Below are 21371 nucleotides of genomic sequence, written 5' to 3'. Positions count from 1 at the left end.
GCATGCGATCAGCCGATATCTGCTGATGGGACAAAAACTCGGGCTGAGGCTCGTTGTTCCGGGATGGCAAGTGTATGCGCCGAATTCCGTACTCCACACCAACTTCTCCAGATCTCTTTCAACGCTGTACTGCTAACCAGCATTTCCGTCGGCGCTGAAGATTTCTATCTCCCCACTTTTTGCGATTTGCTTTGCAAGTAGCTATGCCATAGTAATGTAACAGGCTCGTATAGCATCAGAGGTACGTTGAGTTGGACGGAAACACATCACCCGCAATCTCCGAAGATGAAAGCCCGATCGAAGAGACCGGAACTAAGGGCAGTCGCCGCGCACGCGTCAGCGGTATCGACCGGGCGCTGCAGGTGATCGATCATCTTTACGAGACGGGATCTCCGGCGGGTGTCTATGCCATCGCCAAAGCTGTGAAGGCGCCGCTTTCAACCATCTATGTCATCGTCGACGATCTGGTCGAAAAGAACATGCTGACGCGCCAGTCCGACGGTTCGATCTGGCTCGGCTCGCGGCTATACCACTACGGCCTTGCCTACGCGCGTTCGCTCGATTTCATGAGCATAGCGACGCATGAGATGCATGATCTTTGTCGTCAGGCCGGTGAAACCGTTCAAGTTTGCGGTCGCGACGGCGATTTCATGCTGGTGCTGGCCATGGCCGACGGCCCCAGCCATTTCCAGGTTGCCTCGCGTGTCGGCACCCGGGTACCGCTCAACTGGACGGCCTCCGGCCGCCTGCTCGTCGGCCACCTGCAGGAAGACGAACGCCTCGAGCTGTTCAAGCGATGCGCCCGTTCCTCGCCGACCGGACGCGCCGAGATCGACCCGATCACGTTGTCTGAATCGGCAGGCAGGGCCTTCGAATCGCGCCTATCGATCCAGGCGGGTGAATCCGATTATGCGGTCGCCTGCATCGCCTCGCCGATCTGCGATCGTGAAGGCAAGTGCGTCGCCACTATCTCCATCGTCCTGCCGGAACAAAAGGCCTTTTCGGACGAAAGTCATTACACGGCGCAGGTTCGAAGCTCGGCCGAACGCATTGAAAAATTAATGGGCTGGCGCGGCCACTAAGCCGCGCGGTCCTTGATACGGGGATGAGAACAAGCGCTCACGATCGGTATTTTCGCGTGGTCCAACTCCGAGGCCAGGCGACCGATCGGAGGCCGCCTGTCTGAAAAACTCACTGGTTGCGATCCGTCAGCCTTCCAAGATCGAATAGTCAATATCGCTGAGATGATCCGGATCGGCGATCGCATCGACGGTCGAAATCCTATCCCCGTTAAAACTCAGCGCCAGCACCACGCGCAGCTGCCCCCCCATGAAGACAACGAGACCTATTTCGCCGTCGACAAGCGCGACTTTAGCCGACGTTGCCCGTCCTTTGAAGCTTTCGGCGACGGCATTGGCGCCACGAAGCGGAATAACATTGCCGAGACGGGTCGCGGCCGCATCCGGCAGAAAGACGGCATCCGGTGCAAGGACTGCGATCAACCCTTCCAGATCGCCGTTGCGGGACGCGATGAGGAAGGCCTCAGCTATGCTGCGCTTGCGCGCGAAATCGACATCTGGCGTTTCCGGCTGCCCCTGCACCCTGCGTCGGGCACGGCTGGCGAGCTGCCGGGCGGCGGCGGCACTTCGCCCGATCACTGCGGCGATCTCTTCGAAGGGTAGATCGAACATGTCGTGCAGCACGAAGGCGACGCGTTCTGCCGGCGAAAGCGTTTGCAGGACGACGAGCAGGGCGATGCCGACGGAATCGGCGAAGGCTGCCTCCCGCTCCGGATTGCTGGCGATATCGACAATCGCACCATGTGCCGGCAGGTCGAGCGGCTCTTCGCGGCGTGTCTTGCGTGATCGCAGCATGTCGAGGCATATCCGCGCGACGACCGTCGTCAGCCAGCCGCCGAGATTATCGACACTGCCTCTGTCCGACCTTGTCAGGCGCAGCCACGCCTCCTGCACCGCATCTTCCGCCTCCGCACGGGAGCCAAGCATGCGGAAGGCGACGGCCCGCAGATGCCCACGGTTCGCCTCGAACTCCTCGGCCAGCCATTGTTTCTCGTCCATCGATCCATTCCTCATCCTGTTGCGTCAAAGATGGTGACGAACGGAAGCGGGACGATGTGACAGGAGCGGCATCATATCAAGCCTAATGAAATTTTGCCGGCGGCTTGACCTGCCGCATTTTTCATTGGCTGATGGCGCGCATATCCCTCCCTATGGTGTTTCCCCGATGTCCTTCCGATTTGACAGTTCCAAACAATATGCTGCCTTCCTGTTCGACATGGATGGCACAATCCTCAGCTCGACGGCGTCAGCAGAGCGCGTCTGGGGACGCTGGGCCGAGCGGCACGGGCTGGATGTGGAAAAGTTCCTGCCGATCATGCACGGATCGCGTGGCATCGACACGATCCGGCGGCTGAACCTTCCGGGCGTCGATGCAGAAGCAGAAGCGGCCGAGATCACCGAAGCGGAAATCCAGGACGTCGAAGGCGTCGTCGCATTGCCGGGTGCTGCCGATTTCCTGGCATCTCTTCCGCCAGACCGCTGGACCATCGTCACTTCTTCGCCGCGTCGCCTTGCGGAGCGGCGGCTCGAGGCAGCCGGGCTGCCAATGCCGCAGGCTATCGTGACGGCGGAAGACGTGACCATCGGCAAGCCCGACCCGCAATGCTATATCCTCGGCGCCGAAAAGCTCGGTTTCTCCACGCATGAATGCCTGGTATTTGAAGACGTCGAAGCCGGCGTGAAGGCGGGACTGGCAGCTGGAGCCGACGTCATGGTCATCACGGCTGCCGGTCACAAGCATTCGCTGGAGGGTTATCCGGAGATCGAACATTACGCGGACGCGACTGTTGTGATTGCTGACAGCGGCCACCTTTCGATCAAGTTCTGACGCCTGCCGCATCCACCGGAAAGGAATTCCCATGAAACCGGAAATCGTCTGCCTGATGATGTCGTCGCTCGACGGCGGCCTGCATCCGAGCAAATGGACCGAGAGTCCCGATGGCAGCCGCAAGGAATGGTCGGCGCTCTATCAGCAGATCCATGAAGAACTGCGCGGCGACGCCTGGATTGTCGGGCGCGTGACGATGGCCGAAATGGCGAAGGGAGAGCCGCATCCGCCACAATCTGCCGGCTCGGTCGAACGGCCGAACCATTTTGCCGATCGCAAGGCAAATAATTACGCGATCGCACTCGACACGTCGGGCAAGCTGCATTTCACGCGAGCGGATATTGAAGGCGACCATATCGTCGTCATCCTCGGCAATACCGTGCCGGACACCCATCTCGCAGAACTCGCTGCCGACGGCATCTCCTACATCGTTTCACCATCAGCAGATATCGACCTGCCCGTAGCGCTCGATGTGCTGGAAAAGGAACTCGGCATCCGGAAACTTCTGCTCGAAGGCGGAGCCGCGATCAACGGCGCCTTCTTTGCTGCTGATCTTATCGATGAACTCTATCTGCTTGTCGCGCCGGCCCTGGACGGTAGCGGCGGCCAGCCTATCGTCACCTTCGAAGGCGGATTGGCGGGCAAGACACAGCTCTCGCTTATTTCGGCCGAGACGAAAGACAATGGTGCGGTCGCCCTGCGATACAAAGTCCGCATCCGATAGCGATGGTGGGCGGCCATAGTTGCGACCCGCCAGATCCACGTTCCCAACCACCTCTGACCCTGATGCCATTGTCGCCGGCGCAGGAGTCCGGGTCGGAACTTCACGGCCATTGAGAGCCTGCGGGCTGCTGCCGCGACGAGCCGCGAAGCGGTTTTGACGGTGACCGTCAATTCCTGACGTAGCAGATGCTCACCAGTTCGCTTCTCATCTTTTTACCCTCCCCCGTCACACTCTCTGCCCCTGATCCGTCAAATCCATGACGAACGAAATCGGCAACAGCCGGCTCTGCGTCAAACGGAACACGCCATCAGGAGATTAAACATGCAAGAGAGAATGGGAAATCCTGCCATCGTCATCCCCGACGCCATGCAGGCACTGAATGCCCTCGGCAAGCTGCCGGCCACGGCCGGACTTGCGCCAGGATTTCTGGAAATCGTCTACCTGCGGGCCAGCCAGATCAACGGCTGCAGCGTCTGCATCGACGGCCATTGGCGCATTGCCCGCAAACACGGTGAGACCGACGAGCGACTCTTCGCGGTCGCGGGCTGGCGCGAAGCCCCTTATTACAGCGATGCCGAACGCGCAGCACTGGCGCTGACGGAGGCCGTTACCCGCCTCAGCGACCGCGCAGATCCGGTGCCGGATGAGGTCTGGGACGAATGCACCCGTCACTACGACGGCAAGAGCGTTGCGGCCCTCGTCATCGCAATTGCCAATATCAATGTTTGGAACCGGCTGAACGTCGCCACCCGGCAGGTCGCGGGACAATGGAAGCCGTGATGGACGGCTTCCAACCGATTAGATGATACCACCGCCGCCGGAGACGGAGGCGGGACGCTCAGCGGCTACCTTTTTGCGGTAGCCGCTGGTGCGGTAGGCAGCGATTGGGTCGATCGCCCCGCCCGCACGGCGGCGCGCTTCGGCCAAAATCGGCTCGACATCGGCGCGGTAGGCGCGCTTCAGTGTCTCCGAAGCCATTAGCGCATCATTGTCCTGCTGATAGCCATCGAGCGCCTTGCGATCGACGATGAGCGCCTGTGCGTAGGCTCGACGGATTTCGTTGGCGCTGTTGATCAGGCTTTCGATCGGATCCGTCACATTATGCGACTGGTCGATCATATGGGCTGGATGGAAATCGTTGACGCCGCGCTGTTCGGCATCGACGAGCTCGTTGAAAACGAGGAACAGGCGATAGGGCTCGATCGAACCAGCATCGAGATCGTCGTCACCATATTTCGAGTCATTGAAATGGAAGCCGCCGAGCTTGCCGAACTGGATAAGACGGGCGACGATCATTTCGATATTGGTGTTCGGTGCGTGATGACCGAGGTCGACAAGACAATAGGCCTTGGGACCGAGCGTCTGGGCGATCAGATAGTTGGTGCCCCAATCCTGCACGATCGTCGAGTAGAAGGCTGGCTCGTACATCTTGTGTTCGGAAAAGAGCCGCCAATCGTCCGGCAGCGCCTTGTAAATGTCGGCCATCGAGGCGAGATAACGCTCAAACGCCTTGGTGAAGTTGCTCTGGCCGGGAAAGTTGGAACCGTCGCCGATCCAGACGGTCAGCGCCTTGGAGCCGATCGCCTTCCCGATCTCGATGCATTCGAGATTGTGCTCGATTGCCTGCTGTCGCGTCGCCGCATCTGTGTGGCTGAGCGAGCCATATTTATAGGTCAGCTTCTGGCCGGGCGCATCCGAGAAGGTGTTGGAGTTCATCGCGTCGAAACCGAGGCCGAGCGCATCGCCCTTCGCCTTCAGCTCCTTCACATCGGTCTTGTCCCAGGGAATATGCAGGGAAACGGTCGGCGTTGCTTGCGTCAGCTGGTTGATGACGGCGCAATCGTCGAGCTTGTCGAAGATACCGCGCGGCTCGCCGGTGCCCGGGAATCGTGCAAAGCGCGTGCCCCCGGTGCCCACGCCCCAGGAGGGCACGGCCACGGTGAATTCCGAAACCTTGCGGGTGATCGCCTCGATATCGACGCCGCGACGGGCGAGTGTGGCACCAAGCGCTTCGTAGTCAGCCTTCAGCGCGCCAGCGCGCTTGTCGTTTTCCGTTGCGACCAGATCCGGCGCAATCCTGAATTCAGCCATGTCTTCCTCCCAGAGATTTTGTTGCGGCGGGCAACGCCCGCCGCTGGCGATCAGCGCGTGAAGCTTTGAACATTGCCGGCATCGACATTGATGATATTGCCGGTCGACTTGGCCGAAAGATCGGATGCCAGGAAGTAGACGGCTTCGGCGATGTCTTCCGGGAAGACGTTGAGCTTCAGCATGGAACGCTTGCGGTAATGTTCCTCGAGATCGTCCACTTCGATCTTTGAAGAAGCCGCGCGCTGTTCACGCCATTCGCCGCTCCAGATCTTCGAGCCGCGGAGCACCGCATCCGGATTGACTGTGTTGACACGGATGCCGGCCTCTGCGCCTTCGAGCGCCAGGCAACGGGCAAGGTGAATTTCGGCAGCCTTTGCCGTGCAATAGGCAGCCGCATTCGGCGAAGCGGCAAGACCATTCTTCGATGCGATGAAGACGACGTTGCCGCCAAGCGCCTGACGGCGGAAGAGACGGAAAGCCTCGCGCGAAACGAGGAAATAGCCGGTCGCCAGAATGTCTATGTTGCGATTCCACGTCGAAAGCTCTGTCGTCTCGATCGGCGCCGAAGACGCGATGCCGGCATTCGAAACGAGGATATCGATGCCGCCGAACTCGACGCAGGATTCGGCGAAGGAGGCGATGACTCCGTCTTCCTTGGTAACGTCGAGCTTCAGAGTGCGCACCGCATCCGCGCCGTACTTCTTCACGAATTCGGCTTCGGTCGATTCAAGTGCGGCCTGATCGATATCGGCAAGCACCACGCAGGCGCCCTCGCCGACGAGGCGCGCAGCCGTGGCGCGACCGATACCGCCGGCGCCGCCGGTCACGAAGGCGACCTTGCCTGCCAGGCTCTTCGGCTTCGGCATGCGCTGCAGCTTGGCTTCTTCAAGCAGCCAGTATTCGATATCGAAGGCTTCCTGCTCCGGCAGGCCCTGATATTCCGAGACCGTCGAGGAACCGCGCATCACGTTGATTGCGTTGACATAGAATTCGCTGGCGATACGAGCCGTCGCCTTGTCCCGGGCAAAGGACAGCATGCCGACGCCCGGCACCAGGAAGATGACCGGATTGGCGTCACGCATGGCGGGCGAATTGGCGTGCTTGCAGGCATTGTAGTAGCGCGCGTAATCGGCGCGATAATCTTCAAGCGCCTTGTCAAGGCCGGCGATGATGGCATCGACATCAGGCTTTGCCGGATCGAGATCGACGATCAGCGGGCGGATCTTAGTGCGCAGGAAGTGGTCAGGGCAGCTGGTGCCGAGCGCACCAAGCGGGCGCAGGTCCTTCGAATTGACGAATTCAAGTACGGCGTCCTGATCATCGAAGTGTCCGAGCTTGCGCTCCTGCTTGCCGATACGTCCGCGGATTTCCGGCATCAGGCGGGCAGCAATCGCGCGGCGCTCTGCTACCGGCAGGCTCTGCACGACGGCACCGCCGAAGATCGTCTTGCCTTCGGTCTGGCCGGCGAACCATTCGATTGCCTTGTTGATGATATCGAGCGTCAGTTCGTAGCAGGCCTTGGCATCGTTTGCCCAGGTGAAGAGGCCGTGGCTCTCGAGCACGACACCCTTAGCCGTGGGGTTCGCCTTGACGAAAGCTTCAAGGTCGAGGCCGAGTTGGAAACCCGGGCGGCGCCACGGTAGCCAGCCGATCGCGTCACCGAAGATCTGCTTGGTCAGTTCCTTGGAGTTTTTGGAGGCGGCGATGGCGATGATCGCGTCCGGATGCATGTGGTCGACATGGGTAAAGGGCACGAAACCATGCAGCGGCGTGTCGATCGAAGCGGCGCGGGCATTGAGGTTGAAAGTGCAATGCGGCAGGAAGCCGACCATGCGGTCTTCGTCTTCGACGCCCTTGTAGATGCCTTTCAGCGATTCCAGCTTGTCCTGATAAAGTGTCGCGAAACCGTCGAGCTTGATCGTGCCGACATCACCGCCCGAGCCCTTGACCCAGAGAACCTGAACCTTGCCGCCGCTTAGCGGGTCGGTTTCCATGACCTTGGCCGACGTGTTGCCGCCACCATAATTGGTGATGCGCTTGTCGGCGCCGAGCAGATTCGAGCGATAGAGAAGCTTGCCGGGCTCATCGAGGCCCGCCGCATAAGCATCATCCCACCGGTTCTCGAGAAGTCGAACCTTTGCCGCCATGTCATCCTCCCATATAGGCTTGTGTATAGGCCTGCGGGCACCGCGATAAGCACGCCCTTTCGCTCACGGTATCGCGCATCAAAATGGCGCTTGTCAATCGAAAACGATCAAATTCGATTATGCTGCATCGCAATATGAAAATTTATGATCGTTTCTGATTGACAGGCTTTAACGGATACGAAATAAATATGACAAGAGGAGGAGCCCAATGCACGAACGCGAACGCCATCGCATTATCTTAAGCGCTGTCCAGGAAAAGTCCGTCGTTACGATTCAGGACATTTCCGAGCTGACGGACGCTTCTGAAGCGACGATCAGGCGCGACATTGCGGCTCTTCACGTGCAGGGTAAGATCCGGCGCGTTCGTGGCGGCGCGGAGGCTGTGCACCCGCCGCAGCTTGGAAATCTTGCAGGACGCCCGTTCAGAGTTTCAGAATCAGTCAATATCGATAAAAAACGCTCAATCGCGCGCGCAGCCGTCGATCTCTGTGAGGCGGGCGACGCCATCATCATAAATGGCGGCACGACGACCTTCCAGATGGTGCATTATATGGCCGGCCATCGCATGCAGGTCATGACCAATTCCTTCGCCATTGCCGAACATCTGGTGAAGCATTCCAAGAACAGTGTGACGGTGCCGGGCGGCGCGATCTATCGCGAGCAGAGCCTGATCCTGTCGCCTTTCGATAATGATGCGATCCGCAATTTCTATGCGCGGCGCATGTTCATCGGCGCCCAGGGCGTCGGCCCGCTCGGCATCATGGAGGCGGATGCCCTCATCATCCAGAGCGAGCAGAAACTGATGCACCAGGCCGACGAGCTCGTCGTCATGGTCGATTCAAGCAAATTCAATCGCCGGTCGAGCCTCATTCTTTGCCCGCTCGACCGCGTATCTGTGGTCATCACCGACGACGGCATCTCGGAGGAAGCGGCTCGCATGATCGAGAATGCCGGCGTCCGGCTCGTCGTGGCGAGCGCGGTGGCCCAGGCTGTGAAGGAGGATTCCTCGTCGGTCGCATGAGGCGTCGGCGAGGTGTGGAAGTCTAAATCTTAGTGGGAGGACATGACATGAAACTTGCAAAGACACTTGCAATCGGTGTGGCTTTTGCCGTTGCCATGATGGCTGGCGCCGCAAGCGCCAAGGACATCAAGATCGGCCTCGTCGTAAAGTCGCTCGGCAACGGCTTCTTCGACGCTGCCAATAAGGGCGCTCAGGAAGCGGCCAAGGAACTCGGCGGCGTGGAAGTCATCTACACCGGCCCGACGAGCACGACGGCCGAAGGCCAGATCGAAGTGATCAACTCGCTGATCGCTCAGGGCGTCGATGCCATCGCGATCTCGGCAAATGACCCGGATGCCGTCGTTCCGGCGCTGAAGAAGGCTACCCAGCGGGGCATCAAGGTTATTTCCTGGGACTCCGGCGTTGCTCCGGAAGGCCGCATCCTGCAGCTCAACCCGTCCTCGAACGAACTGATCGGCAAGATGTGCCTGACGCTCGCCAAGGATCATCTTGAAGGCGGCAAGGGTGACTTCGCCATCCTGTCGGCAACCACGACCTCGACCAACCAGAACATCTGGATCGACCAGATGAAGAAGCAGCTGAAGGACTTCCCGGGCCTGAACCTCGTCACCACCGTTTACGGCGACGACCTCTCGGACAAGTCCTATCGTGAAGCCGAAGGCCTCTTGAAGTCCAACCCGAACGTCAAGGTCATCGTCGCTCCGACGACGGTCGGCGTTCTCGCTGCTTCGAAGGTCGTCGAAGACAAGGGTCTGGTCGGCAAGGTCTACGTCACCGGTCTCGGCCTGCCCTCTGAAATGGCTGGCGCGATCAAGTCCGGCGCGACCAAAGAATTCGCCATCTGGAACCCGATCGATCTCGGCTACTCTGCAACGCAGATCGCCTATCACCTTGCAAAGGGCGATGCCGACGGCAAGCCGGGCAGCGAAATCGAAGCCGGCCGCATGGGCAAGATCAAGATCGGCGACAATGGCGAAGCCGCTATGGCCGACCCCTTCGTCTACAATGCCTCGAACATCGACCAGTTCTCCAAGGTCTTCTGATTTCAGAGATCATGAACGGACACCCGGCGGCTCTGCCGCCGGGCTTCTCTTTCGATGGTGGTAAGCTTGCTGATGTCCCCTGCCCTTCAACACCCCGTCGCGGATCAAAAAACCGATGACGCACCCGCCATTCTGGAAATGCGCGGCATCTCGCAGATCTTTCCGGGCGTGAAGGCGCTCGATAATGTCAGCATCGCGCTCTATCCTGGCAAGGTGACGGCACTGATCGGCGAAAACGGCGCCGGCAAGTCGACGCTCGTCAAGATCCTGACCGGCATCTACCGCCCCAACGAGGGCGAGATCATTGTCGATGGCAAACCGGTGCACTTTGCTACGGCTCAGGCGGCCATCGATGCAGGCGTCACCGCCATTCACCAGGAAACCGTGCTCTTCGACGAGCTTTCGGTCGCCGAAAATATCTTCCTCGGTCACGCCCCCCGTACCCGCTGGCGCACCATTGACTGGAGCGAGATGAACAGCCGCTCCCGCGCGCTGCTGACCTCGCTTGAAAGCAATATCGATCCGATGATCCGCCTGAAGGATCTCTCGATTGCGCAGCGCCACCTCGTAGCCATCGCCCGCGCTTTGTCGATCGAGGCCCGCATCGTCATCATGGACGAACCGACGGCTGCGCTTTCGCGCAAGGAAATCGACGATCTCTTCCGTATCGTCGAGGGACTGAAGGCGAACGGCAAGGCCATCCTCTTCATTAGCCATAAATTCGACGAGCTCTACGAAATCGCCGACAATTATGTCGTCTTCCGCGACGGACGCGACGTCGGCCACGGGAAGCTCAAGGAAACGCCGCAGGACGAAATCGTCCGCATGATGGTCGGCCGCGACGTCGAAAACGCCTTCCCGAAGATCGACGTGGCGATCGGCGGGCCGGTACTCGAAGTCGAAAAATACAGCCACCGCACCGAATTCCGCGATATTTCGCTGACGCTGCGCAAGGGCGAAATTCTAGGCATCTACGGCCTGATCGGCGCCGGACGGTCGGAACTAGCCCAATCGCTCTTCGGCATCACCAGGCCGCTCTCCGGCAGACTATCGCTTGAAGGCCGGGAGATTTCGATCAATTCTCCGCATGACGCCATTCGCGCCGGCATCGTCTATGTGCCGGAAGAGCGCGGCCGCCATGGACTGGCCCTGCCAATGCCGATCTATCAGAACATGACGCTACCCTCGCTGACGCGCACCTCGCGCAAGGGCTTCCTGCAGGCGGCGGAAGAATTCGCGCTCGCCCGCAAATATGCCGAACGCCTGGACCTGCGTGCTGCTGCCCTTTCAGTGCCGGTCGGCACGCTTTCGGGCGGCAACCAGCAGAAGGTCGTCATCGGCAAGTGGCTCGCCACCATGCCCAAGGTCATCATCCTGGATGAGCCAACTAAAGGCATCGACATCGGCTCGAAGGCTGCTGTCCACGGCTTCATCAGTGAGCTCGCTGCCGAGGGCCTTTCTATCATCATGATCTCTTCCGAATTGCCCGAGATCATTGGCATGTCGGACCGCGTTCTGGTCATGAAAGAAGGCCTGTCGGCCGGGCTCTTCGAACGCGATCAGCTTTCGCCGGAAGCGCTGGTGCGCGCGGCGACCGGAAATGCATGAGGTGACGGGTATGATGAGACTGATCAGAAAACGCGAAACCCTGCTCTTCGCCATCATCGTGGTGATGATCGCCGTCTTCTCGACGCGTGCTGCCGATTTCGCCACCCCGGACAATCTCGCCGGCATCTTCAACGATACGGCAATCCTGATCATCCTGGCGCTTGCCCAGATGACGGTCATCCTGACAAAATCGATCGATCTTTCGGTCGCGGCCAACCTTGCCTTTACCGGCATGGCGATTGCGATGATGAATGCTGCCTTCCCTGGACTGCCGCTCATCGTCCTCATTCTCGCAGCCGTCGTAATTGGCGCAGCCCTTGGTTCGATCAACGGCTTCCTCGTCTGGCGCCTGGAAATCCCGCCGATCGTCGTCACCCTCGGCACGCTCACCATCTATCGCGGCATGGCCTTCGTGCTCTCGGGCGGCGCCTGGGTGAACGCGCATCAGATGACGCCGACTTTCCTTGCCGTTCCCCGCGCGCCGATCCTCGGCCTGCCGGTCTTAAGCTGGGTTGCGATCATCATCGTCGGGCTGATGTATATGTTGCTGCGCTACAGCCAGTTCGGCCGGTCGGCCTATGCGACCGGCGGCAATCCGACGGCCGCCGTCTATGCCGGTATCAATACGGGCAAGACGAAATTCTTGGCTTTCGTGCTCTCGGGGGCGCTCGCCGGTCTTTCCAGCTATCTCTGGGTTTCCCGTTATGCAGTCGCCTATGTCGACATTGCCAACGGTTTCGAACTCGATAGCGTCGCGGCCTGCGTCATCGGCGGCATCTCGATTGCCGGCGGTGTCGGCTCGGTAGCCGGCACGGTGCTCGGCGCACTCTTTCTTGGCGTCATCAAGAACGCCCTTCCCGTCATCGGCATTTCGCCTTTCACGCAGATGGCAATCTCCGGAACCGTCATCATCCTCGCCGTCGTCTTCAACGCAAGGCGCGAGCGCAATCGCGGGCGTATCATCCTGCGGGATCGCGCAGCAGCGGAGGTCGCAGCATGAGCGCCGTTTCGTCAACACCTGAAAAACGCGTCATCCCCGATCGGCTCGGCACGCCCTTCAAGCGCATCATGTCGAGCTGGGAAGTGCTGCTCTTCGGCGTCGCCGTCCTGATCTTCATCTTCAATTCCGTGGCTTCGCCCTATTTCCTCGATGCCTGGAACCTGTCTGACGCGACCTTCAACTTCACCGAAAAGGCGATGATCGCCTTCGCCATGGCGCTGCTCGTTATCGCAGGTGAGATCGACCTGTCGGTCGCCGCGATCATCGCGCTTGCTTCCACGGCCATGGGTGCTGCGGCACAAGCCGGCATCGGCACGCCGGGCCTCGTGCTGATCGGCGTCGGTACCGGCCTTCTCTGCGGCATCTTCAACGGTGTGCTCGTTTCCGTGCTGAAGCTCCCGTCGATCGTCGTCACCATCGGCACGATGAGCCTCTTCCGCGGCATTTCCTACATCGTGCTCGGCGACCAGGCTTATGGCAAATATCCGGCTGATTTCGCCTATTTCGGCCAGGGTTATGTCGTCTGGGTTTTCTCCTTCGAATTTGTGCTGTTTATCGTGCTGGCGATCCTTTTCGCCATCCTGCTGCATGCGACGAATTTCGGCCGACAGGTCTATACGATCGGCAACAACGATTTTGCCGCCCGCTTCTCCGGCATTCCGGTCGAGCGCGTGAAATTCATCCTCTTCCTGTTGACCGGTGTTATGAGCGGTATCGCCGCCGTTTGCCTCACCTCGCGCCTCGGATCGACGCGCCCGTCGATCGCTCAAGGATGGGAACTGGAAGTCGTCACCATGGTCGTGCTCGGCGGCATCTCGATCCTCGGCGGCTCCGGCACGATCGGCGGCGTCGTCATCGCCGCCTTCGTTATGGGCCTTGTCACTTTCGGTCTGGGACTCCTGAACGTACCCGGCATCGTCATGTCGATCTTCATCGGCCTGCTCCTGATCATCACCATCGCGATCCCGATCATCGCCCGCCGCATCAACGCCATGAGCGCCAAATGACCCTGGAAAAACACGCCTTCAAGATGAAGCTCAATCCCGGCATGGAGGCCGAATACAGGAAGCGGCATGACGAGATTTGGCCGGAACTGGTCGAGCTGCTGCATCAGTCCGGCGCCAGCGACTATTCCATTCATCTTGACCGCGAGACCAACACGCTTTTCGGCGTGCTGACCCGGCCGCAGGATCACACGATGGCAAGCCTGCCGGACCATCCCGTCATGAAGAAATGGTGGGCGCATATGGCTGATATCATGGCGTCCAATCCGGACAATTCGCCCGTACAGAGCGACCTCGTTACTGTTTTTCATATGCCATGAGCGATTACCGCCGCATCGCCGTTCTCGATATCGGCAAGACAAACGCCAAGGTCGTCGTTCTCGACAGCGCGACGGGCGCAGAAATCGCCGTCCGCAAGCAGCCGAATACGGTCATCCGCGACGGCCTCTATCCGCATTATGATATTGAAGCACTCTGGAGCTTCGCTCTCGCTTCGCTGAAAGCCTTTGCCAGCGAGCCGGGTTTCGACGCGATCTCGATTACCACGCATGGCGCGGCCGCGGCCCTGCTCGCCGCGGACGGCAAGCTTGCGATGCCCGTCATCGACTATGAGCATGAATACCCGCAGGAGATCCGCGACGCCTATGACGCGTTGCGGCCGCCCTTCGCCGAAACCTTCTCGCCCCGTCTTTCAATGGGTCTGAATATCGGAGCGCAACTCCATTACCAGAAAACAGCTTTTGCCGGAGAGTTCGCCAAAGTCGCAACCATCCTCACCTATGCGCAATATTGGTCGGCACGATTGACCGGCGTGGCGGCAAACGAGGCAACCTCGCTCGGCTGCCACACGGACCTCTGGAACCCGAAGACAGGTGTCTACTCTTCGCTGGTCGATACCCTCGCCATTCGCGACCGGATGGCGCCGATCCATTCGGCCTTTGATCCACTCGGTCCCGTTCTGCCGGACATTGCCGAAGAAATCGGTCTCTCGGTGCCGGTCTACTGCGGCATCCATGATTCCAACGCGTCACTGCTGCCGCATCTCGTCGGCCGCGAAGCGCCCTTTGCCGTCGTCTCGACCGGCACCTGGGTCATCAATTTCGGCGTCGGCGGGGATCTCGCCCATCTCGATGCCAAGCGCGATGCGCTCGCCAATGTAGATGCCTACGGCCGCGCCGTGCCCTCCTCCCGCTTCATGGGCGGTCGCGAATTCGAAATCCTCTCGGCCGAGATCGGCAAGGTCGGCGATGCAGAGGCAAAAGCTGTTATCGCGGATGTCGTCGAAAGGGGCATCATGTTACTGCCGAACGTGGCGCCCGGCTCCGGTCCCTTTCCGGGCAAGGTCAGCCGCTGGATCAACGCGGAAGATGCGAGCTGCGACGAACGATATGCCGCTGCCTGCCTCTATCTCGCATTGATGACGGAGGCCTGCCTCGGGTTGATCGGCGTCAAAGGCCCAATCATCGTCGAGGGTCCTTTCGCATTGAACGAGACCTATCTGTCGCTGATTGCCGCAATCACCGGCCGCGATACGATGGCGCTGCCGGGCTCTACCGGCACCAGTCAGGGCGCTGCCCTGCTTGCCGGCATCAAGCCGGTATCCGGGGTAGAAAAACACTTCTCGCCGCAGGCAATTCCAGGCCTTCCCGCCTACCGGGAGCGCTGGTACGCCGCGATGGAATAACAGCCTTTCCAAGACTAGCCTTGTCCACGTCGGCTGCGCCGCTACTGTGGCACCTCTCGATTTGATGGAGGAAACAGCATGACTGATTCATTCGACCCGCGCGCACTAGCCACCAAACTCCGCGGCTTGCGCCAGGCCGCAAAGCAGGAGCCGACGCGCGCCTTTTCGCTGCCGGCTGATCTGAACCAGGCGATGGCAACCCAGGATGCCCTCAAGATTGAAGAAGGGGTTACGAGCAACGCCTGGAAAGTCACGGCCTCGCCCGAGGGCCAGCCGGTCACCGCACCTCTCCATCCCTATGCCGAAGCCACCTCCGGCGCCACCATTGCCTGGTATCCGGGCCTGAAATTCGAAACCGAAATTGCCGTTCGCTTGGGCAGGGATCTGCCCTATCGCAAGGGTGCCCCCTATAGCCGCGCCGAAGTGCTGGAGGCGATCTCCACCGCTTATCTTGGCGCCGAACTGCTGGTCAGCGCGGTCAAGGAAAGCGGTGCTGTCTCCTTCCTTCTCTTCCTCGCAGACCGCCTCGGCAATAGCGGCTATGTGCTCGGCCCCTCCGTCGCAAAAAGTTTTATCGATACCGCGGCAAGCACGCCGCTGAAGGTCACCCAAGACAGCAAGACGATCTATGACGGTCTTGCCAAACATCCGAAGGGCGACATCGTGACCTGGCTGGTCGATTACGCCAACGACCCGCTGCGCCCGGAAGATTCACTGAAATCGGGCGCGCTTGTCACGACGGGTACTCTTAGCGGGGCGGTCGAACTCACCGAACCCGGGGAGATCGACATCCGCTTCGGCGACAGCGCTAGGTTGACCTTCTCCGTCGCCTGATAGCGGCATTTCCACCCGCATGAACTGGGTGATTGTCATCCCACTCCGCCTCCTGTATTAAACTTGAGTTTAACACGAAGGTTTATTTCGGCCGTCGGTCGGAGACAGAAGTGGAAATGACGTTTCAACCGCGCATGCAAAACAGGATTCACGGCTTTTCCGTCACCAAAGGCGTCAATCGTCGGGTGTGGAACGGCATCGTGGCCGATGTCTGGGATGTGGACTGCGCTCCCCATTCCGGTGGCTATTACGTATCGCGCGACCCGCGGCTTTTCATCCTCCTTGAAAAGCGTGGGCCGGGCAATTCGCGAGTAAAGCTTTCGCCACGCGCCCACGGCACGGTTCAGGACACCGAAAAGCGGCCAATCTCCTATGTGCCGGCCGATATGGAAGTCTGGGCCGATCTGGTGGATGTGCATTCGCTGCGCCATCTCGACATTCATTTCGATGTCGAGACGATCAGCCGAAGGCTCGGCGACGATCTCGATCCGCAGCGCCTCGCCAATGCCCAACTCCTGTTTTCCGACGAGCGCCTGTTGTCGCTCGCCCAGCTGATTGCCGCCGAATGTGTCAATCCGCAGCCGCTGCATGATCTCTATGGCGACGGCCTGTCGCTCTCCCTCATCATCGATGTGCTGAAGCTTACCAAGGTGCAGCCGCGCAAGCGCAGCAAGCTTGCCGGCTGGCAATTGCGCCGTGCCACCGATTTCATTGAGGAAAACTGCCTGCGCAATATCCGGCTTGAGGAACTGGCATCCGTCACGGGCCTGTCGCAATCGCACTTCAGCCACGCCTTCAAGGCATCGACCGGTGTGGCGCCGCATCAATATCAGACCAATCTCCGCCTCGATCGCGCAAAACATCTGCTCGTGCGCAGCGAATATCCCTTGACGACCATCGCTGTCGAAACCGGCTTTGCCGACCAGGCCCATTTCACCCGTGTCTTCCGCAAGAATCTGGGAACCACGCCGGCGAACTGGAAAAAGGCACAGATTGCGTAAGTGCAACACGCCTGAGCTTTTGCACGCCGCCCGGAATATTGCCCAAGAACGTTCAATTTCCACCCGATCGCGACAATCCGGCAAATTAAAATTGAGTTAAACACTCGACTTATTCAAAGCCATACCGTGGCAGGAAAAGCCGCGGCACGAGTGGGGTATTCTATGCGATCGCAGACTGAGCGGCTCATCTTCAGGGCATATCTAATGGCAGGAACGGCCGTCGCCGGCATCATGGCGGCATCCTCCGCTCTTGCTCAGGACGTCAGCCCGACACAACTGGCGCCGATCGTCATCCAAGGCGGCGATGACAGCGCCACCGGCCCGGTCAAAGGTTATGTCGCGAAGAATTCGACTGCCGGCTCCAAGAGCGACACGCCGATCAACGAAATCCCGCAGTCAGTCTCCGTCATCGGCAAGCAGGAAATGGAAGACCGTGGTGTCACGAACAAGGTCGATGAGGCGCTCCTTTACACTCCCGGCATCACAACCCAGCCCTTCGGCAATGACCCCGATACCGACTGGTTCTACATCCGCGGCTTCAACGCCACACAGACCGGTGTCTTCTTCGACAACCTCACCCTCTTCAGCTATGGCTTCGGCGGCTTCCAGATCGATCCTTTCATGCTGGAGCGCGTCGATGTCCTGAAGGGTCCTGCCTCGGTTCTCTATGGCGGCGCCAACCCGGGCGGCATCATCAATCTCGTGCGCAAGCGCCCGCTGGACGAGCCACTCTATTACACCGATATCGGCATCAACAGTAATGGCAACGCCTTCACGGGATTTGATATCTCCGACAAGGTCGGCTCCAGCGAGACCATGACCTATCGCATCACCGGAAAGGTTGCCGGTGGCGATAACTATTCGGATTTCTCTCATGATTTCCGCGGCTTCATCATGCCGCAACTGCAAATCGCCCCTGACGATGCGACGAGCTTCACGGTATGGGGTTATATTGGCGGCCTCAATCAGGTCCATACCGGCAACGGCTTCTTCCCCTATGTCGGTACGGTCAAGGATGCACCTTTCGGCAAAATCCCACGGGATGCCTTCTATGGCGAGCCCGATATCGACGACGGCAGCTATGTCCAGAAGATGATCGGCTACGAATTCGAGCATGAATTCGACAATGGCATCAAGTTCTCCCAGAACCTGCGCTATGGCCACCTCGACAAGCATGAGATCGGCCCATATCTGAATGGCTGGAACGGCGGGGCGCCAACAGATCCCGATTATCTGCTGGCGCGTGTCGGCTTCGAAGGCCGCTCCGGAGTCGATTCCTTCGGCATGGACAATCGGCTGGAAGGCGAAGCCGAGTTTGGCGGCGCCACGCATAACATGCTCGTCGGCCTGGACTACAAGTATTACAAACTCGACAATCTGCAGAAATGGCCGACATGGCCGACCGTCGCGACGCCGATCAGCGCCACCGATCCGATCTATGGCCTGCCCCAGCCGGCAAACGACATTCAGATTGATCAGACAGTCACTCAGAGGCAGCTTGGTCTCTACGCTCAGGACCAGATCCATTTCGGCAACGGCTGGTTGCTGACGCTGAACGGCCGTTACGACTATGTTGATACCAATTCGGATGCCATTGTCGGAACGTCTTACAGTTCGGACGACAATGCCGTGAGCGGTCGTGCCGGTCTTGCCTATGAATTCGACACCGGCCTGACGCCCTATGTCAGCGTCGCAACCTTCTTTAATCCGCTGATCGGCACAGGCGTCTCCGGTCCGCTGAAGCCGGAAGAAGGCTACCAGATTGAGGGTGGCGTCAAATACGAGCCGACCTTCTTCGATGGCTCCATCACCGCGTCCGTCTTCCAGATCGACAAGCGCAACAACACGGTTACCAACCCGGCGACCTTCGCCCAGAGCCAGCTTGGCAAAGTGCGCTCGCGCGGCTTCGAACTGGAAAGCAAGATCAACGTCAATGATAACTGGAAGGTCATAGCGGGGGTCGATTATACCGATATGGAAGTGCTTGAGAACGAAGCCGACCCACGCCTGATCGGCAAATCGCCTTACATCGTGCCGAAGGTGACAGCGTCGCTTTGGCTCGACTACACGGTTACGACAGGTACGTTGGAAGGCCTGAGCTTCGGCGCAGGTGTCCGTCACCAGGGAACGTCCTGGGCCAATGAGCTCAATACCGAGAAGGTACCGGCCGCCACCCTCTTCGACGCGGCGATCCGGTATGAGAACGAAAACTGGGCCGCCTCGCTCAACGTCGCCAATCTCTTCGACAAGGAATATGTGTCGAGCTGCCAAGGTCTGACGGTCTGCGGTTACGGCGATGCACGCACGGTCACTTTCAAGCTCAGCAAGAAATGGTAAGTTGACAAATCAAGTTTAGTTTTTGAGGAGCCTGCTATAAAGGGAGGGCTTCTCCCGAACCTTTGCAGCGAAACCGGAGTTTCCTTGTGTCCACGCCCTTCCTGAACCTTTCCGGAATAGACTATGCCATCGGCACCAGGCCCATCCTCAACGGCATCGATCTGACGCTCGAGGCTGGCCGCATCTATGGCCTTGTCGGCCCGAACGGTTCCGGCAAGAGCACACTTCTGAAAATCATCGCCCGGCAGATCGCCCCAAAGAACGGTATGATCTCCTTCGACGGCAAGGCCGCCGCCGACTGGAGCAGCCGCGCCTTCGCCCGCCATGTCGCTTACATGCCGCAGTTCACGCCGGCAACTGACGGCATGACCGTGCTCGAACTCGTGGCGCTCGGCCGCTTTCCCTGGCACGGCACACTCGGCCGTTTCAGCGCCGCAGACCGCGAGATGGTCGAGGAAGCAATCATCCGTACCGAACTCGAGGATTTTGCCGACCGTCTCGTCTCCAGCATGTCCGGTGGCGAGCGCCAGCGCGCCTGGATCGCGATGATGCTTGCGCAGAACGCCCGTTGCCTGCTGCTCGACGAACCCACGTCGGCGCTGGACCTCGCCCATCAGGCAAGCGTTCTTTCGCTGGTGCAGGAACTCAGCCACGAACGTGGGCTCACAGTCATCATCGTGCTGCACGACATCAATCTCGCGGCCCGCTATTGCGATGCGATCATCGCCCTCAACCACGGCAAGATCACCGCAGAGGGAACGCCGGCCGAGATCATGCAGGCCGACAAGCTGCAGTCGATCTTCGGTGTCGGCATGGGCGTCTTCCCGCATCCGGTTCGCAACGAGCCGGTCAGCTATCTGTTGTAGCGCATGGCATTGTTCACCCGAGCAGTTTGGCAAAAGGACATCAAACAATGCTAGCTGAGCCTTTTATCGCATCTGGCGTCGCAATCGCCGCCGATCCCGGCAGGATGCTCGACGCCCTTTGCTCGCATTTTGCCGAACACAGCACCGTCAAGCGCGAAGGCGATCTGGTGACGCTGGAGATGATTACCGGCAGGGCCGATATCCGCCACGAAGGCCGCAAGCTCGCAATCCAGCTTTCCTGCAGGAGCGCGCGGGCGCTTCAGAATGTCCGCTCGGTGCTTGCCGAGCATCTCTTCCAGTTCGCCGGTGAAGAGAGATTGAAGCTCATTTGGTCGGACGCGCCGAACGCGGACCAGCTGCCGGATTTGCGCGAAATCCGGGTGGTCGGCGCCCGCAACGTCAGCCCGCATATGCGCCGCGTGACCGTGGCCTGCGACGATGCCAGGCATTTCGCTCACGGCGGGTTGCACTTTCGTCTGCTCATTCCGCCGAAGGGTCGCACGCCCGTCTGGCCAAAACTGCGTGCGGACGGCCGCATCGAATGGGCGAAGGACGAGGATGCGCTGACCGTGCGCATCTACACGTTCCGCAGCATCGATCTGGAGCGCGGCGAGATCGATATCGACTTTGTGCTGCATGAGGGCGAAAACATGCCTGGCGCCGAATGGGCGATGAATGCGAAGCCCGGCGATATCGCCGGCGCACTCGGCCCCGGCGGAGGCGGCGTGCCGGAAGCCACGTCAATGATCCTCGCAGGAGACGAGACGGCCTTGCCCGCCATCTCGCGTATCGCCGCCGAAGTTCCCCCTGGAACGCAGCTACGGATTTTCCTGGAAGTCGATGGTCCATCGGAAGAGCTTGGGATGCCATCGGCCGGCAAGGTCGACCTCGTCTGGATGCATCGTCATGGCGCGCCCGCCGGCACGATGGGTCTCGTCGAGAGCGCCGTCAGAAACGCGCTGGCCGACGCCGATGCCGACACTTTCGTCTGGGCCGGCTGCGAACGATCCGAAGCAAAACGCATCCGCGATTTCCTGAAGACCGAGCGCAGCCATGACCGCCGTAGGATGAGCATCGGCGCTTACTGGGAGCGATAAATCCGCC

At 59.8% G+C, this 21371-nt stretch carries 19 protein-coding genes; 16 read left to right on the top strand and 3 right to left on the bottom strand.

Annotation, left to right across the window (positions count from 1 at the left end):
• The first annotated feature begins 251 nt into the window (after window positions 1-251).
• A complete protein-coding gene (locus FHT78_RS09345; RefSeq protein ID WP_183742804.1) occupies window positions 252-1082 on the top strand; it encodes an IclR family transcriptional regulator in 831 nt (276 codons plus the stop codon).
• Window positions 1083-1208: 126 nt separating this feature from the next.
• On the opposite strand, the gene FHT78_RS09340 is transcribed toward FHT78_RS09345, so the two are convergent.
• On the bottom strand, window positions 1209-2078 hold the full coding sequence (locus tag FHT78_RS09340; protein WP_183742802.1) for a sigma-70 family RNA polymerase sigma factor: 870 nt from the start codon (window positions 2076-2078) through the stop codon (window positions 1209-1211).
• A 166-nt stretch (window positions 2079-2244) separates the two neighbouring features.
• Here FHT78_RS09340 and FHT78_RS09335 point away from each other — a divergent pair, with 166 nt between their 5' ends.
• The 3 genes from FHT78_RS09335 (at window position 2245) to FHT78_RS09325 (ending at window position 4411) form a co-directional block, all read left to right on the top strand.
• Entirely contained in the window at window positions 2245-2907 is a 663-nt protein-coding gene (locus FHT78_RS09335) for an HAD-IA family hydrolase (protein ID WP_183742800.1), read from the top strand.
• A 31-nt stretch (window positions 2908-2938) separates the two neighbouring features.
• The gene (locus tag FHT78_RS09330) at window positions 2939-3631 is read left to right on the top strand and encodes a RibD family protein (RefSeq protein WP_183742798.1); all 693 of its coding nucleotides are present in this window, start codon (window positions 2939-2941) and stop codon (window positions 3629-3631) included.
• A gap of 321 nt (window positions 3632-3952) precedes the next feature.
• Window positions 3953-4411, top strand: coding sequence for a carboxymuconolactone decarboxylase family protein (locus FHT78_RS09325; RefSeq protein ID WP_183742796.1), 459 nt, complete (start codon window positions 3953-3955; stop codon window positions 4409-4411).
• A gap of 18 nt (window positions 4412-4429) precedes the next feature.
• Here FHT78_RS09325 and rhaI read toward each other — a convergent pair whose 3' ends face one another.
• On the bottom strand, window positions 4430-5722 hold the full coding sequence (gene rhaI / locus FHT78_RS09320) for an L-rhamnose catabolism isomerase (protein WP_183742794.1): 1293 nt from the start codon (window positions 5720-5722) through the stop codon (window positions 4430-4432).
• A 50-nt stretch (window positions 5723-5772) separates the two neighbouring features.
• Window positions 5773-7869, bottom strand: coding sequence for a bifunctional rhamnulose-1-phosphate aldolase/short-chain dehydrogenase (locus FHT78_RS09315; RefSeq protein ID WP_113114428.1), 2097 nt, complete (start codon window positions 7867-7869; stop codon window positions 5773-5775).
• A gap of 208 nt (window positions 7870-8077) precedes the next feature.
• Here FHT78_RS09315 and FHT78_RS09310 point away from each other — a divergent pair, with 208 nt between their 5' ends.
• The 12 genes from FHT78_RS09310 to FHT78_RS09255 all read left to right on the top strand — a co-directional run bounded on the left by FHT78_RS09310 (window position 8078) and on the right by FHT78_RS09255 (window position 21364).
• Window positions 8078-8890 carry a DeoR/GlpR family DNA-binding transcription regulator gene (locus FHT78_RS09310; RefSeq protein ID WP_183742792.1) on the top strand — a complete coding sequence of 271 codons (813 nt, stop codon included), beginning with the start codon at window positions 8078-8080 and terminating at the stop codon, window positions 8888-8890.
• A gap of 47 nt (window positions 8891-8937) precedes the next feature.
• Window positions 8938-9933, top strand: a complete 996-nt coding sequence (gene rhaS / locus FHT78_RS09305; RefSeq protein WP_183742790.1) for a rhamnose ABC transporter substrate-binding protein — start codon at window positions 8938-8940, stop codon at window positions 9931-9933.
• A gap of 72 nt (window positions 9934-10005) precedes the next feature.
• The gene (locus FHT78_RS09300) at window positions 10006-11541 is read left to right on the top strand and encodes a sugar ABC transporter ATP-binding protein (protein WP_183742788.1); all 1536 of its coding nucleotides are present in this window, start codon (window positions 10006-10008) and stop codon (window positions 11539-11541) included.
• A 10-nt stretch (window positions 11542-11551) separates the two neighbouring features.
• A complete protein-coding gene (locus FHT78_RS09295) occupies window positions 11552-12541 on the top strand; it encodes an ABC transporter permease (RefSeq protein ID WP_183742786.1) in 990 nt (329 codons plus the stop codon).
• On the top strand, window positions 12538-13548 hold the full coding sequence (locus tag FHT78_RS09290) for an ABC transporter permease (protein ID WP_183742784.1): 1011 nt from the start codon (window positions 12538-12540) through the stop codon (window positions 13546-13548). The genes FHT78_RS09295 and FHT78_RS09290 overlap by 4 nt, the downstream gene beginning before the upstream one ends.
• Window positions 13545-13865, top strand: coding sequence for an L-rhamnose mutarotase (gene rhaM, locus FHT78_RS09285; protein WP_183742782.1), 321 nt, complete (start codon window positions 13545-13547; stop codon window positions 13863-13865). Before FHT78_RS09290 ends, rhaM begins: the two co-directional genes overlap by 4 nt.
• Window positions 13862-15229: an FGGY-family carbohydrate kinase gene (locus FHT78_RS09280; RefSeq protein ID WP_183742780.1), complete on the top strand. Its 1368-nt coding sequence runs from the start codon at window positions 13862-13864 to the stop codon at window positions 15227-15229. Before rhaM ends, FHT78_RS09280 begins: the two co-directional genes overlap by 4 nt.
• A 78-nt stretch (window positions 15230-15307) precedes the next feature.
• Window positions 15308-16063 (top strand): fumarylacetoacetate hydrolase family protein, encoded by a 756-nt coding sequence (locus FHT78_RS09275; protein ID WP_183742778.1) that lies wholly within the window; start codon window positions 15308-15310, stop codon window positions 16061-16063.
• Between the two features lie 116 nt (window positions 16064-16179).
• Window positions 16180-17064, top strand: a complete 885-nt coding sequence (locus FHT78_RS09270) for a helix-turn-helix domain-containing protein (protein WP_183743472.1) — start codon at window positions 16180-16182, stop codon at window positions 17062-17064.
• Between the two features lie 162 nt (window positions 17065-17226).
• Window positions 17227-19401 (top strand): TonB-dependent siderophore receptor, encoded by a 2175-nt coding sequence (locus FHT78_RS09265; RefSeq protein WP_183742776.1) that lies wholly within the window; start codon window positions 17227-17229, stop codon window positions 19399-19401.
• 86 nt (window positions 19402-19487) lie between these two features.
• A complete protein-coding gene (locus FHT78_RS09260) occupies window positions 19488-20267 on the top strand; it encodes an ATP-binding cassette domain-containing protein (protein ID WP_183742774.1) in 780 nt (259 codons plus the stop codon).
• 47 nt (window positions 20268-20314) lie between these two features.
• On the top strand, window positions 20315-21364 hold the full coding sequence (locus FHT78_RS09255) for a siderophore-interacting protein (protein ID WP_183742772.1): 1050 nt from the start codon (window positions 20315-20317) through the stop codon (window positions 21362-21364).
• The last annotated feature ends 7 nt before the right edge of the window (window positions 21365-21371 follow it).

The organism is Rhizobium sp. BK196 (genome assembly GCF_014193255.1).
In the GTDB taxonomy this organism is placed as follows: Bacteria; Pseudomonadota; Alphaproteobacteria; order Rhizobiales; family Rhizobiaceae; genus Rhizobium.
Note: the sequence above shows the minus strand (reverse complement) of the source record. Positions and strands in the feature narration are given on the sequence as shown.